This window comes from Paenibacillus sp. Cedars, assembly GCF_003184205.1.
GTDB lineage: Bacteria > Bacillota > Bacilli > Paenibacillales > Paenibacillaceae > Paenibacillus_AQ > Paenibacillus_AQ glucanolyticus.
This window is the reverse complement of the sequence record NZ_CP020866.1, coordinates 608971-624092: the sequence shown is the minus strand read 5'-3', so window position 1 is coordinate 624092 and position 15122 is coordinate 608971. Positions and strand designations below refer to the sequence as shown.

The window sequence follows — 15122 nt, the reverse complement described above, 5'->3', positions numbered from 1 at the left end:
TATGACTACTGATCATTCGGTTAAGCATTCCTGTTATCCGTGCTTTTTGATCGCGGTCTGTACATATTTCAACCTGATATAACTGATAATCATGTAAATGCTCTTGAATCTGGATCCTGCCAAAAACTTGAATATGATCATAAGTGTCATCAATTTCGTAGCTTAGTTTTATCTTAGGACTTATCGGGATGTCCCAGGGACACAGGAAAACAAGCTTCTCCGGGCTAAGCTCAACCGGAGTTACATTGTGGCTTCTGCCGTGCACACTCAGTGCGCCAATTTCCATGACTCTAATCCCAAGCGTTATAAGATGCTTCGTTTCACTTGACATCAGGAATTTAATTCGCTCCTTTATTTCTATAAATTCTGGTATGGGACATTTTATCCATGGATAAAATGATACTAAGTGTTACTTCTTTTGAATTATCCAGATACATTATGTATCATTTTATTTTCCAATTTTACGATACATATTGTATCAAGTCAACAGGAAAATCGTCAGTTTCTACCTCCTGTGTGTGAAATTAGCATGTTTCGTAAAGGTACAACCTCTCAGGATAAGACTGAGTTAAAGTACCTTAGGCTGATTGATATAAATTTTGGACAAATTTATTTTTTTACACAACAGGTATTGCCAGCAATTGAAAGGGGGATCTAGCATGAACTACGGAGTACGAATTTCAGAACTACGTGAACAGCGCGGGTGGACTCAGGAAGAACTCGCTACCTCTGTCGGCATTACTCGTGCTGCACTATCCCATTATGAGAAAAACCGGCGCAAACCGGATTTCGAAACATTGACCCGCCTGGCAGACCTCTTTGACGTATCGATAGATTATCTAATCGGGAGAACGGCACAGGAGAAAGCGGTGCTTGATCCGGAGGTTCGATCATTTGTGGACGGACTTGAACTCTCGGATCAAGACCTGCTGGAGCGATTCAATCTCACGGTGGATGGTCGCAAGCTAACGGAAGAGGAAGCCAGACGGTTTATTGCATTTGTTCGCATGGAACGGTCTATGAAGTAATCATGGCAACGAATAATGGAAATCCCCGATAATCACTGATGAGAAGTTCTCAGTGATATCGGGGATTTTCACTAATTGTCATGTATAAGTGATGACAAATGATTTAATCTTTATGAAGTTCCTCCATTTGCAGCCATTTATCAGGATGGATTCCCATTTGAGTCATGAGCTTATAGATGTCTATATTCGTCTTCTGCTGGTCAAGCTGCTGCTCGGTGCTTCCAGAGCCTCTCTCCTTGTCCACACTCATTTCCACAACTACCTCGCTTATCTATAATTTCCTCTCCATCCCCAACTCCGCAAACTCGTTGTCATTATTTCTCATCCGTACAAAAACTTACTCGCTAAACCAATTTACTCACCAAACTTACTTACCAATATTATAGCGAATGTATTCACACGATACTGTCGTCTTGTGGAACCATTGTCCTATGCTTCGGGTTCTAATTTTGTCGAATTTTATATGGGGAGATGATGTCACATATTTTAGATTATTGATGATTTCGATTGTATCTTATTTATATATAAAAAAACCACATTGGATTCATTTAAGAATACAATGTGGTTTGACGCAACTTGAGCCCGGTTCTAGTTCCCTGTACGAGCCAGTTCTTTCATATTTGCCTCAAATGCAGCGAGGAGCGCCGCTTCGCCTGTCAGGCCTTGGTCTTGAACCTTCTCGATATGCAGCAGCATCCGTTTATAATCCTTCGGAATGATACGAACAAAGCGGCTTAGCGCCTGATCCCAATCCGCAAGAATTTGCTGTGCCGGCGCACTGCCGGTATACCGCTCATGCTGCTGAACCAGACGAAGGAGTGCTTCCGCTTCTGATGTTTCCTCTACACGCTCGAGGAGCACCATTTCCAGGTTGCAGCGATCTACAAAAGTACCTTCCGGATCATAGACGTATGCAACGCCGCCGGACATGCCCGCTGCAAAGTTGCGCCCGGTTTCCCCGAGAACAACCACCCGGCCGCCCGTCATATATTCGCAGCCATGATCACCGACACCTTCAACCACGATGTTCGCACCCGAGTTACGAACGGCAAAGCGCTCGCCCGCGATGCCTCTTACGTAGGCTTCGCCTCCTGTAGCACCGTAGAATGCGGTATTACCCGCAATGATGTTCTCTTCTGCTTTGAAGGTCGCTTTCGGTGAAGGCTTCACGACCAGCTTGCCACCGGAAAGTCCTTTACCAATATAGTCATTGGCGTCCCCTTCTACCGTCAGGGTCATCCCTTTCGGCACAAATGCACCAAAGCTCTGACCAGCGGAACCAGTGAAGCTGAATTGAATCGTATCTTCCGGCAGTCCGGCAGCACCGTATTTACGTGTCACTTCACTGCCCAGAATAGTACCAACCGCACGATCCACATTCGTGATCGGGAACGTGCCTTCAACAGCTGCTCCCGATTCCAATGCAGGTGCAGCGCTGCTCAGCAGAGAGCGCATATCCAGCGTTTCTTCCAGGCCATGATTCTGCCTTTGCGTGCGGAAGCGTGTGCTGCCTTCCGGAAGCTCCGGCGTATACAGAAGGGCGGAAATATCCACGCCTTTCTTCTTCCAGTGATAATCGGCTTGAACGGCGTCCAGGCAATCGGTGCGTCCGATCATATCATCAATGGTACGGAAGCCAAGCTCCGCCATAAGTTCCCGCATGTCTTCAGCAACAAAACGCATAAAGTTGACCACATGCTCCGGATCGCCCGTAAAGTTCTTACGCAGCTCCGGATTTTGCGTGGCTACGCCAACCGGACAAGTATCCATTTGGCATACACGCATCATGATACAGCCGATGGCAACCAGTGGTGCAGTCGAGAATCCATACTCTTCGGCTCCAAGCAGCGCCGCCACAACCAAATCGCGTCCGTTCAGCATTTTGCCATCGGTTTCAAGCACAACGCGGTCACGCAGATTGTTCATGATGAGGGTCTGATGCGTTTCGGCAAGTCCAAGCTCCCACGGCATACCGGCATGGCGAATGGAGCCTTGCGGTGAAGCGCCTGTACCGCCATCGTAACCGCTAATCAAAATAATATCTGCACGGCCCTTCGCAACACCTGCTGCAATGGTACCTACACCGACCTCGGATACAAGCTTCACGTTGATATCCGCACGCGGATTCGAGTTCTTCAGATCATAGATGAGCTCTGCCAAATCCTCAATGGAGTAGATATCGTGATGCGGTGGTGGCGAGATCAAGCCTACACCCGGCGTTGATCCCCGAACCTCAGCTACCCAAGGATACACTTTACGTCCCGGCAGCTGTCCGCCTTCACCCGGCTTCGCCCCCTGCGCCATCTTGATCTGGATTTCGTCTGCGTTAACCAGATAGTTGGAGGTTACGCCGAATCTTCCCGAAGCAACCTGCTTGATGGCACTGCGGCGGGAATCGCCGTTAGCATCCGGCACATAACGTCCCGGATCTTCTCCGCCTTCGCCCGTATTACTCTTGCCGCCGATGCGGTTCATCCCGATTGCTAGACTCTCATGCGCTTCCTTACTGATGGAGCCGAAGGACATCGCACCGGTCTTAAAACGCCGCATAATGGAGGCTGCAGATTCAACCTCATCCAGCGGAACCGGTTCGCCGACCGGCTTGATTTTCAAGAGGGAACGCAGTGTCAGATGCTGCTCATTCTCACCCTGTACAAGCTCGGCATACTTCTTGTATGTTGCATAATCATTCGTCCGAACAGCCTGCTGCAGCAGATGGATCGTTCTCGGGTTGAACAAATGCTCTTCCCCGTCTGCTCTCCATTGATACTCGCCGGCTGAATCCAGCGCTTTATCATTGCCATCTTTATCGGTAAAGGCACGGTCGTGGTGGGCCAGCGCTTCCTTGGCCACTTCCTCCAGGCCGATGCCGCCAATACGGGATGGTGTACGTGTGAAATAACTTTCCACGAAATCTTCCTTCAGGCCGACAGCCTCGAAGATCTGAGCGCCACGGTAGGACTGGATTGTAGAAATCCCCATCTTCGACAGGACTTTAACAACGCTCTTGCTTGCTGCTTTAATGTAGTTCTTCACAGCCTTCTCATGTGAAATGCCGCGCAGCATGCCTTCCTGAATCATATCGTCCAGCGTTTCGAACGCGAGGTACGGATTGACTGCACTCACACCGTAACCGAGCAGCAGCGCGTAATGATGCACTTCGCGTGGCTCACCGGATTCGAGCAGGATAGCCACCTTCGTCCGAGTTCCTTGACGAATCAGGTGGTGATGGAGCGACGAGACGGCGAGCAGCGAAGGAATCGCAGCATTGTCTTTGTCCACACCCCGGTCCGATAGGATCAGAATGTTATGGCCCTTGGCAATCACTCGATCCGCTGCCTCGCACAGCGTATTGATTGCTTTGCGCAGACCTTCAGCCCCTTCCGCTGGCGGGAAGAAGATCGGAATCGTCATGGACTTGAAGCCGGGACGGCGAACATGGCGCAGCTTCGCAAATTCTTCATTGGACAGCACCGGTGAATCCAGGCGGATGTGGCGGCAGCTTTCCGGTTCCGGCTTCAGCAGGTTGCGCTCCGGACCGATGGTCGTTGCGGTTGAAGTCACCAGTTCTTCGCGAATCGCATCGATCGGCGGGTTGGTAACCTGGGCAAACATCTGCTTGAAGTAGTTGAACAGCCGCTGCGGCCGGTCGGACAACACCGCAAGCGGTGCATCGTAACCCATGGACGCTATGGCTTCCGCGCCGGTGATCGCCATCGGCTCCAGCACTTTGCGCAGCTCCTCATAAGTGTAGCCGAACGCTTGCTGGAGCTGGCGCACATTCTCGTGCTTCGGATCCGGCAGTTCCGGCGCTTCAGGAAGATCATGAAGCTCTACCAGATGCTCATCCAGCCAATCCGAGTAAGGAAGCTCGGCTGCAATGCTGGCCTTGACCTCTTCGTCGGAGATGATGCGGCCTTCCTTCGTATCAACAAGCAGCATCCGTCCTGGACGCAAGCGGTCCTTGTACAACACATTTTCCGGCGGAACATCGAGCACGCCCGCTTCGGAGGACAGGATGATCAGATCATCCTTGGTCACATAATACCGGGATGGACGCAGTCCGTTCCGGTCCAGGGTAGCCCCGATCTGGACTCCGTCAGTGAACGCCATGGCTGCTGGACCGTCCCATGGTTCCATCAGCGTACTGTGATATTCGTAGAATGCTTTTTTGGTTTTATCCATGCTCTCATGATTGCTCCATGGCTCGGGAACCATCATCATAGCCACATGCGGCAGGGAACGACCACTGAGATACAGGAATTCAAATGTATTATCAAACATACCGGTATCGGAACCGTCCGGATTGATTACAGGTTTCACCTTCTCGAGGTCGCTTCCGAACAGCTCATGCTCGAACAGCGACTGGCGTGCGTGCATCCAGTTCACATTACCGCGCAGCGTGTTAATCTCGCCGTTGTGAATCATGAATCGGTACGGATGCGCCCGTTCCCAGCTCGGGAAGGTGTTCGTGCTGAAACGGGAGTGAATCAGCGCGATTGCGGATTCCAGTCCTTCTTCCTGGAGGTCAAGGTAGAACTCCCCGACCTGTTCCGTCGTCAGCATGCCTTTGTATACGATTTTGCGGCAGGAAAGACTGGATACATAGAAGCTGTCGCCCTCGGGCTTGCCGCTGTAACGGATAGCCAGCTCGGCACGACGACGGATGACATACAGCTTGCGCTCGAACGCAAGATCATCCTGAATGTCGGCGCTGCGTCCAATGAACACTTGGCGAACATACGGCTTTGCCGCTTTTGCGGACTTGCCGAGCATTTCATCGCTGGTTGGCACATCGCGAAACCCGATCAGGGTCTGACCTTCCTCAGCAATAATGGAAGCCAACTGGTCCTCATGTGCCGTGCGAACGGCAGGATCGTGGGAAAGGAACAGCATGCCCGCACCATAGTGCCCGGCCTCGGGGAGCTCAAAGCCCAGTTTGGCCGCTTCTGCGGAGAAAAAAGAATGAGGAATCTGCAACATAATCCCAGCGCCGTCACCGGAGTTCGGCTCGCTGCCCTGACCGCCGCGATGCTCCATATTGGCAAGCATAGTCAGCGCGCTGCTGACGATTTCGTGGGATGGCTTACCCTTGATATGGGCAACGAAACCCATACCGCAAGCATCTTTTTCAAACTGCGGATCATAGAGGCCCTGTTTCTGGGGAAAATCAGTATGTTTCATAAGATGCAACCTTTCTTTTTATAGAATAAAAACTGCTGATCAATAACAGAAAAAACATAAAGGTTGGACATCAATCCTCACCTGCAGTGGACACACTGTCTTGAGGTGATGCAGTATTGTGCAAAAGCGCCAAAGGTTGACATTTACCTAACACGTAGATTAATTAGTTCTATATATTTTATCACCCTCATACAATGCAGGCAATTCAAAGTTTTTATGAATTTGATAAGAATTGTTTTTGTGAGAGTAATCACAATAGATCGCTTATTTTTATGTAGAATAGTGCAAAAAAACATGCAAATAAAACATTCCGAACAGGTCGATGTATTGACTTTTTTTGCAAAATGAATATATTCGGTTCAGCTTTGCCATTCCCCATTCTACCGAAATCAGACTTCAGGGATCTGTTCGGACCAAAAACCTCATCCAAATGGATCCGTCTTTAGAGCGTGCTCAAGTATACATTGCCAAGCTCATCTGGTCATTAAAAAAAGGACTTCCCCCAGATCCGATCGACCTTTGGGGAAGTCCCTTTGTTTTTTGCTTACATATAAATGTGATCTTGCTTAAGCAGTCACCGCTGCGTCGCTCTCTGCCGCCTTCTTGTTATTTCGGGCAGCCAGGAAGTATACGGCGGTCAAAACCAGGAATACCAAACCGAATCCGGCCAGTACGCCTGCGCTGGCCCACATGCCGTCGAAGCTTCCTGTGGAAATGACGTCCTTGTAGCCTTTGACACTGTATGTCATCGGCAGCAGCGGATTTAATGCCTTCATCCAGCCTGGAATGAGCTCCACCGGGAACGTGCCTGCGCTCGTGGTCAACTGGAAGATCAGAATCACAATGACAACAAAGCGTCCAGGCTGATCCAGCCAGGTTACGAACGTTTGCACTAAGAACATAAACGACAAGCTTGTAATGAAGGAGAAGAGATAGAAGAGCGGAACGCTCTGCACCTCAAGCTTCAATCCGTACAGCATGACAACCACAGCCAGTAATGCCTGGATCAATCCCATGCCGGCGAAGGATAACGTACGGCTGACAAACCGGTTCCATCCGGATGCATTCGGAACAGAAGCATCGCGAATCGGCAAGATAATCGTAGAAATCAATGCCCCGACAAACAAGCCGAGCGACAGGAAGTAAGGTGCGAAGCCCGTACCATAGTTCGGTACTTCATTCACTTTGTGCTCTTCAACCTGTACCGGTCCGGCAAACATAGTCACCGTTTCGTCGGTTGTCTTAATGTCGCCCGTCTTGCCGGCAGCCTCGTTCAGCTTGCCTGCAAGCTCCCCGCTGCCATCCTTCAATTCATTCATTCCGCTCACCAGTTCTCCGGCGCCGGAATCCAGCTGCTTCGAGCCGTCGGCCAGCGTAGTTACGCCGCTTCCAAGCTTGCCTGCTCCGCCGGCCAGCTGCTGCGTCCCTTGCGAGAGCGTGGCCGCACCGCTGGCAAGCTCCTTGCCACCGGCTGCCGCTTCGCTCAGCTTCGTGCCGAACAGCTTCATGCCGTCAGCCAATTGGCTTTGGCCGGCGTTCAGCTGCTTTGCACCCGCCAGCAGCTCTTGGCCGCCGGCTGCTAGCTGCTTGCCGCCTTCAGTCAGCTGAGCCGCTCCTGCGCTCAGCTTGCCTGCGCCTTCCTGCAGCTGCTGCGTGCCCTGGTTCAGCTCCGCTGCACCTTGTGCCAGCTGCTTCTGGCCCGCATTCAGCTCGCTCGTGCCGGATGACACGGATTGGCTCGCTGCCAGCAGCTGCTGAACCTCGGGACTCTGCGCAAGCTCCGGATTCCCTTCTGCCAGCTTCTTCAATCCATCCGCAACAGCCTGAGCCCCTTGCTCCAGGGCAGCCGTAGCTTCCAGCGATTGATTCAGCCCCGCTTTAAGGCTGCTGCTGCCTTCATGAGCGCTCTTCGCTCCTGCCGCAAGCTGGGAAGCTCCGGCCTGGTTGGCTTGCAGCCCTTCATGGAGACCGGTGCTGCCCGCTGCAGCAGATTCAATCCCTGCTTGCAGCTTCGCGCTGCCCTTGCTTGCTTCCTCAGCGCCTACCTGCAGCTGGCTGTGACCCGCTTTAAGCTGATCCAAGCCGGAGGCGAGGGTGCCTGCTCCCGTGTTCAGCTTGCCAGCACCGTTATTTAGTTCCTGCACCCCTTGGGTTAAAGGCGCAATTCCGTCCTGCAGCTCTTGCGTGCCGCTGACCAGCTTAGCCAGATTTTCCTTCAGCTTCACGGCGCCATCGTCCAATTTAACGGCACCTTTGGACAGCTTGGTCGCGCCGTCTCCGGCTTCGCTTAAACCATCGGATACTTTGGCTACTTGATCAAACAGCGTCTCCGTGTAGGCTTCCGTTACCTTCGCGGACACCTTGGACTGAATCTGCTTCACGGCAGATCCGCCAATTTGGGCTGCCAGGAAGTTGTAGCCTTCATTCGGCTCAAATACGATCTGCGCAGGCTGCGGATGTTCATCCATTAAAGTTGTCGCCTGCTGCGAGAAATTCTCCGGAATGCTGATGGTCATGTAATACTTATTATCCTGCATGCCCTGCTCAGCTTCATTCCGGTCAACGAACTGCCAATTAAAGTCTTTTCCCTTCTTCAGTTCGGCGACCAAATCCTCGCCAGCCTGAAGCGTCTTCCCTTCAAAAACAGCGCCCTGGTCGTTATTGACGACCGCTACAGGCAAATCCTCCATCTTTCCATAGGGGTCCCAGAAGGCCCCCAAGAACATACCGCTGTACATGACCGGTATGAACAGCACTGCGATAATCGGAATCAAGATTTTTTTGTTCCGAACGGCAGCGCCAAGATCCTTTGCAAATACAGATAATGACTTCATCCAGTCTCTCTCCTTTTTTTCTCTAGATACAGCAGCTATTTTGCCGACATGAATCTGCATCACAGGCAGATAACATTTCCAAACCAGTACTTAATGACCAATTCTCTCATTCGGTCAGTTTAAACCAAAAAAAAAGCGATCGCTGGCAAGGAAGACGATCCCTCAAGCCAAGAGAGTCCGCCTTCCTCATCACGAAGGAGGCTGCATTCTTACCTCTTATGAAGAGGCCTTCAACCCGTCAGCCAGGAACACCATCATATATTCCTTGATCTGTTCCTTGCTTAATGGCTCATGAAGCTGATTAAAGTCGGTCGTGAGCGCAACGTACAGCTTCAGCATCACGAAGGATACCACTTGAGCATCCAGCGGTTTGATCTCACCGATCGATATGGCATGCTCCACAATCCCCTGGAGATAGCCGACGATCCCGTTCTCCACTTTCGTCAATCCTTCATGAGCCTTCGGTGTGCCGATATCCCGCACTTCCTGAGACAGCTTGATGAACAGCTCATGCTCGCTCCGGAATTCAAGCAGCGCATCCAGCACGCGATACAGATTGTCAAAGAAATCCCTGTCCTTCTTGATCTCCCGCTCCGCAAGACGCTTCATCTCCATAATCGCCGAGAGCAGAATTTCGTCAAACAGTTCATCCTTATTCGTGAAAAACGTGTAGATCGTACCTTTCCCAACATTCGCAATCTTCGCCACCTGTTCCATCGTCGTCGCTTTATATCCGAACAAAGCAAACGACTTGGAGGCAGCATCTAGCACCTGCTTCCGACGGTCCACAGCTGGCATGCTTACCCCTCCTTCTATGATCTTCTTAAGATTGGTCTTACCCTCGAAACTGACCATAATACAATTCTGGTCATTCGGTCAAAAATCACTTTATCAGATTATCGATTCCATTGCAATATCTTTCGTTAAATTTTTAAATAATTCCAAGTGAAGTGTTCAAATCTTATTATAACGTCTAATGAAAGAAAAACGTCGATCAACGAATATGGGGCCGCAAAATAATTGAAATGCTTTTCCCTTTTGCGCGTATACTTAGGGTGCATACTCTTTTTTTTCGCGCCGCTCTTCAAAAAACGATTCCTGTTTTGTAAGATAGAGGGAGAAAGAAGTAGGTGAAACCATGCGATATACAAGAGTGCTCCTCTTTTCCGAGGGATTCGGCACAGGACATACGCAAGCAGCGTATGCGCTGGCTGAAGGTATACAACGGATGAGTCCCGGCATCCAATGCCGTGTCATTGAGCTTGGCAATTTTTTAAATCCGACCGTAGGGCCGTTAATCTTGTCCGCTTATCGAAAAACCGTCAGCACCAGGCCGCGCCTTGTCGGCATGCTGTACCGTTCGCAATATAAGAAATCGTTAAACCGTCTGACGCGGCTCGCGCTTCACCGGATTTTCTATGCACAGGCCCAGCGGGTGATTGAGGAGCTGCAGCCGGATCTTATTATATGTACGCACCCGTTTCCTAACGCCGTGGTCTCACGCCTGAAGCGTCAAGGACTTGAAGTCCCGCTCTATACACTCATCACCGACTATGATGCACATGGCACCTGGGTCAATCCGGAAGTGGATGAATATCTCGTATCCACTCCCCATGTGAAAAAGATGCTCATGCTCCGGGACATTCTGCCGGAATACATACATGTGACCGGCATTCCCGTGCATCCGAAATTCTGGGAAAGGGGCGATCGCAAGGCGCTTCAAGCCGAGCTTCAATTAAAAAACATGCCTACAGTACTGATTATGGGCGGCGGATGGGGTCTCGTATTCAATAAGGAACTGCTCAGTAAGCTGGCAAGCCGGGCCGGTGATATCCAGCTTGTCTTCTGTATGGGACAGAACGAGAAGCTGGTGGCCAGCATGCGCGAGGATCCGATCTTTCAGCACCCCAACATCCACGTCCTTGGTTATCGTGAGGATATACATAAACTCATGGACGTGTCGGACCTGCTCATTACGAAGCCCGGCGGAATGACTTGTACGGAAGGAGCCGCCAAAGGGATTCCCATGCTGTTCTACGAGCCGATCCCGGGACAGGAGGAAGTGAATTCCCACTTCTTTGTTAGCGAGGGCTATGCGGAGATTCTGGATTCTGCTTCCGTTATCGATAAATGGTTGAATCTGCTGTCGGATCGCTATGATCAAGTAACGAAACACCGTAATGATGCAGGCAGGCGGCGCATTCGGCATTTGGAGCCGGATCACTGCGCAGGCCAGGTGATGGGGCTGCTGAACGAAGGACGCATACCCGGCTATCAGGAAGAAACGATCAAGATATTGGCGGACCAGCCCTAATATCCATTCTAATTCTTACATTGCCTATTCAAACAAAAAGCTTCCCTGTCACGGAGGACAGGGAAGCTTTTTTGCATTAACCCATCTATATTTCGAGGCTTTCTCCCGCTTTCAACGGATGACCCTGAATACCGGTTTTGGCCAATTCGGCGCAGAAGGCCCCTGCATCCTGTTTAATGCCCGGGAAGGTGTCATAGTGCACTGGAATCACATGCCTCGCACGAATCCACTGTGCGGCCAGCAGAGCGTCCTCCGGACCCATGGTCAGCATGTCACCGATCGGCAGCGCAGCTGCATCGATGTGATTCATCTCCCCGATCAGGCGCATATCCCCAAACAGACTCGTATCGCCCGCGTGGTAGAATGTTTTGCCGCCCATCGTCAGAATGACGCCACCAGGCTGCCCTGCATAGATCCAGGTGTCCCCTACCGAAATGGATGAAGAGTGAAAGGCCGGGGTAAACTTCACCTTAAAGCCGTCAAACTGTGCGCTTCCGCCGATATTCATGCCATGGGATTTGACGCCCTGGGTACCGCAGTACACCGCGAGTTCATAAACCGCGATAATCGGACAATCGTTCTGCTTGGCAATCTCGATGCAATCGCCAAAATGGTCGGAGTGCCCATGCGTCAGCACAACCGCATCAACTTTCACATCGCTTGGTTTAATACCGGAGCCTGGATTGCCTGATAGCAGCGGATCGATGATAACACGAACTCCGCCTTCTTCCACCAACATGCTAGAATGGCCGTAATACGTAATATTCATGGTTAAACACACCTCCTACATACTAGTTTACCCATATGGGCACTACTTGTAAAAAGAGTGGTTCCCTATTTTTTTCACGAACGTTCTTGAATGATGAACCGTCAGGTCCTGAGCAAGCTTTAGAGACAGGAAAAAATACGTGTCGTCCTTTACTTCCTTTTGGCCGTGAAGTGCCGCATTCACAGATTTGATCGTCTCCTCGTTTGGCTGGACACGCTTAAGACGCCCGTTCGCTACAGGACTAAATTGGTGCTTTTGATAGATTACATCGGTAATAGTATCGGGAAAATTGGCTGACCGCAGCCGGTTTAAGACAACATTAGCAACTGCTACTTTGCCTTCGTACGGTTCGCCTTCCGCCTCTGCCATGACAATCTTCTGGAGCAGAAGCAGCTCTTCAGCTGACAAATCATAGGTCCAGGTTGCTTTATCTTTCTGAGCCTGGGTTAACGTATTTGTTCTTGTGAAGAATAAAGTTGTGGGGGGTGTTAGGCTTTTAGCCTGTGATTTGACGACATGTGTCCCCTTTTGTTTTGCCGGTTTCCCGTCTGCATCCTGAGATTTGGATTCTTCCTTCTTCTCATCTGCAGTCTTCAATGTTTTTTGTGAGTATAAGTTCCCGGGATCAGCCAAACCAATGCCCTTTGAACTTGAAAAAGCGTCATTCTTGCCACCCGGCTTATTCCACTCATGGAAAACAATTGAAGACAAAATGTTGACAGGTTCCCTATCCTGCTTTGTACTCGCTTTTACCGCTAATGTATCAGGGTCGCCTTCAGGAGCCAGGGCAGCCATCACAAACTTCGGCATGTCCTGCTGCTGTTCTTCCCCTTCAGTTGTTTCTGCCTGCATTCCAAGCAAACTTATAAGAGACAAACTCACAAAGAGCGCTCCGATGAGCAGCGCAACCCAGCGATTTTGCCGAAGAATTTTTATAACCATATTTTTCCTCCTATGATGTCGGCACATTTCCTACACTATGTAACCACATTTTTAGGCGTTGAAAACATGGTAATTTTATGAACATTTTATTTTCAATTTCAGAAAAAGGTTTAAAGCCGCGCCACACCTACAGTTTCGTACATCGGAATCGACTGCAAATTTGTACGGAAAAGAACAAGCTCCTGCACGCTCAACTGGATAGGATCGGGTCCTATTCCAATTTCATCCAATGAAAATTTTTGATTTCCTTGAAATTTCCGGGCGATGGTAATATGTGGACGATAGGGACGATCCTCCGGCGCAAATCCGAAGGATTGCATTTTGGACACCACCGATTGCTGAAGATGGGCCAACGCATTCAAATCTCCGCCGACCCCTGTCCATAAAATCCGGGGTGAGCTGCTTGTCCCAAACACGCCGGCATCCTGTATGCCAAGTTTGAAAGGCTTGTGCTCCCCGGCTACCTGCTGAAGCCCCTCCGTCAATTCCTCAATGCGATGAGTCGGTGTATCACCTAGAAACTGTAAAGTAATGTGGTAATCCTGCGGATGAACCCATTTTTTGAAATTCACATGCTCTGCCAGCTTGTCCGCCCACTCCTGAATCCGGGAAGATACCTCGGATGGCAGATGAACGGCAACAAATAAACGATCCATAGCTCCCTCAGCCGAATGGCTCAACTAAGACACTTCCTTCCTAATCATCATCAAGCAGCCATCGGCTGCTATAAGCACCATGTTTTCGCAGTTCGTTTATAGTGTGAGCAATAGAGCCTGAAAATAAATATGAGGGGTACATCATTTCGCCTAAAAATATGATGAAGCTTCAATTTACCATAAATCGGACAATAATACATGTATAAATTTGTTAAGCGGACGGGTTCCGCCATGCGCAAAGCCATGATTTCTGATAATATGTTCCAAAGAGAGTATCGCTTTTATTCTGTATTATCATCACATTCCCCAGGAGGTAGTACCATGCCGAAAATCGTTGCCATTCACGACTTAACCACCGAGCAGCAGCAAAAAATCAAGGATATCGCCCCCGGCTATGAGCTGATCGTTACAAAAGCCAAAGAGCTTACGACAAGCATAGTTCAGGATGCCGAAATACTGATCGGCTGGTCGCGCTCCATCCAGGAGGATGTCTTGTCTGCGAACAGTAAACTCAAGTGGATACAAGCATGGTCCGCTGGCGTGGATAAAATGCCGCTTCCAGAGCTTCAGGAAAAGGACATCCGCCTCACCAATGCCAGTGGTGTACATAGCGTTCCGATTACGGAGCATATTTTTTCCATGATCCTGGGCTTTACCCGCAACCTGCATCTTGCCATCCGGCAGCAGTCGAACAAGAAATGGGATACTTCGGGTACTTTCACGGAATTGGCAGGCAAAACGATTGTCATTGTCGGCGTCGGCCAGATTGGCAGCCACACCGCACGTGTCGCGCAGGCGTTCGGTATGCGGACGGTCGGGGTTCGTCATTCCGGTAAATCAGATCCCCATATAGAAGTGATGTATAAGGTCGATCAGCTTGATAAAGCGCTGGCGGAGGGCGACTATGTCGTGAACATCCTCCCGCTGACGGATGAGACCCAGGGCTTATTCAATCAAGCACGATTCTCCGCTATGAAGGACACCGCTATTTTCATCAACGTGGGTCGAGGCCAGACCGTGGTAACCGATGATATGATTCGGGCGCTTCAGGACGGGTCATTGGCGGGTGCAGGCCTTGACGTCTTCGAGGAAGAGCCGCTTCCGTCGGATCATCCGCTGTGGGTGATGGACAACGTTATCATCACGCCGCATACGGCGGGCGATACGGATCGCTACAGCGAGCGAGCCGTGGCTATTTTCCTGGAAAATTTAAAGAACTATGTAAACGGCGAGCCGCTATCCCGCAATGTGATCGATTACAGCAAGTCGTACTAGGATCAGAGTGCAAGAAGTCTGAACATTCGTTTGAAGCGATCTTGAAGCAAATAGAAAGGTGTCCCGTGATCTTTATCCTCGGGACACCCTATTCGTTTATATAATAATCCCAATGCCGGC

The 15122-nt window shown here is 50.3% G+C and carries 10 protein-coding genes; 3 read left to right on the top strand and 7 right to left on the bottom strand.

What is annotated here, in order from left to right; translation table 11 throughout:
* Positions 1-659 precede the first annotated feature (659 nt).
* Entirely contained in the window at positions 660-1028 is a 369-nt protein-coding gene (locus tag B9D94_RS04525) for a helix-turn-helix domain-containing protein (RefSeq protein WP_006212502.1), read from the top strand.
* Positions 1029-1131: 103 nt separating this feature from the next.
* On the opposite strand, the gene B9D94_RS30865 is transcribed toward B9D94_RS04525, so the two are convergent.
* The 4 genes from B9D94_RS30865 to B9D94_RS04510 all read right to left on the bottom strand — a co-directional run bounded on the left by B9D94_RS30865 (position 1132) and on the right by B9D94_RS04510 (position 9844).
* Complete coding sequence (locus B9D94_RS30865) at positions 1132-1278, bottom strand: hypothetical protein (protein ID WP_006212503.1); 147 nt, start codon at positions 1276-1278, stop codon at positions 1132-1134.
* Between the two features lie 338 nt (positions 1279-1616).
* Positions 1617-6212 (bottom strand): glutamate synthase large subunit, encoded by a 4596-nt coding sequence (gltB, locus tag B9D94_RS04520; RefSeq protein WP_148246526.1) that lies wholly within the window; start codon positions 6210-6212, stop codon positions 1617-1619.
* A gap of 566 nt (positions 6213-6778) precedes the next feature.
* Positions 6779-9046 carry a YhgE/Pip domain-containing protein gene (locus tag B9D94_RS04515; protein WP_148246525.1) on the bottom strand — a complete coding sequence of 756 codons (2268 nt, stop codon included), beginning with the start codon at positions 9044-9046 and terminating at the stop codon, positions 6779-6781.
* 216 nt (positions 9047-9262) lie between these two features.
* Positions 9263-9844 (bottom strand): TetR/AcrR family transcriptional regulator, encoded by a 582-nt coding sequence (locus B9D94_RS04510; protein WP_006212506.1) that lies wholly within the window; start codon positions 9842-9844, stop codon positions 9263-9265.
* Between the two features lie 340 nt (positions 9845-10184).
* On the opposite strand from B9D94_RS04510, the gene B9D94_RS04505 reads away from it, so the two are divergent.
* Positions 10185-11360, top strand: a complete 1176-nt coding sequence (locus B9D94_RS04505; RefSeq protein ID WP_036640719.1) for a UDP-N-acetylglucosamine--LPS N-acetylglucosamine transferase — start codon at positions 10185-10187, stop codon at positions 11358-11360.
* 85 nt (positions 11361-11445) lie between these two features.
* On the opposite strand, the gene B9D94_RS04500 is transcribed toward B9D94_RS04505, so the two are convergent.
* The 3 genes from B9D94_RS04500 to thpR all read right to left on the bottom strand — a co-directional run bounded on the left by B9D94_RS04500 (position 11446) and on the right by thpR (position 13751).
* Complete coding sequence (locus B9D94_RS04500) at positions 11446-12129, bottom strand: metal-dependent hydrolase (RefSeq protein ID WP_063477706.1); 684 nt, start codon at positions 12127-12129, stop codon at positions 11446-11448.
* A gap of 42 nt (positions 12130-12171) precedes the next feature.
* The gene (locus B9D94_RS04495) at positions 12172-13071 is read right to left on the bottom strand and encodes a cell wall hydrolase (RefSeq protein ID WP_063477707.1); all 900 of its coding nucleotides are present in this window, start codon (positions 13069-13071) and stop codon (positions 12172-12174) included.
* Positions 13072-13181: 110 nt separating this feature from the next.
* Positions 13182-13751: an RNA 2',3'-cyclic phosphodiesterase gene (gene thpR, locus B9D94_RS04490; RefSeq protein ID WP_148246524.1), complete on the bottom strand. Its 570-nt coding sequence runs from the start codon at positions 13749-13751 to the stop codon at positions 13182-13184.
* Between the two features lie 297 nt (positions 13752-14048).
* Here thpR and B9D94_RS04485 point away from each other — a divergent pair, with 297 nt between their 5' ends.
* The gene (locus tag B9D94_RS04485) at positions 14049-15002 is read left to right on the top strand and encodes a D-2-hydroxyacid dehydrogenase (RefSeq protein ID WP_148246523.1); all 954 of its coding nucleotides are present in this window, start codon (positions 14049-14051) and stop codon (positions 15000-15002) included.
* The last annotated feature ends 120 nt before the right edge of the window (positions 15003-15122 follow it).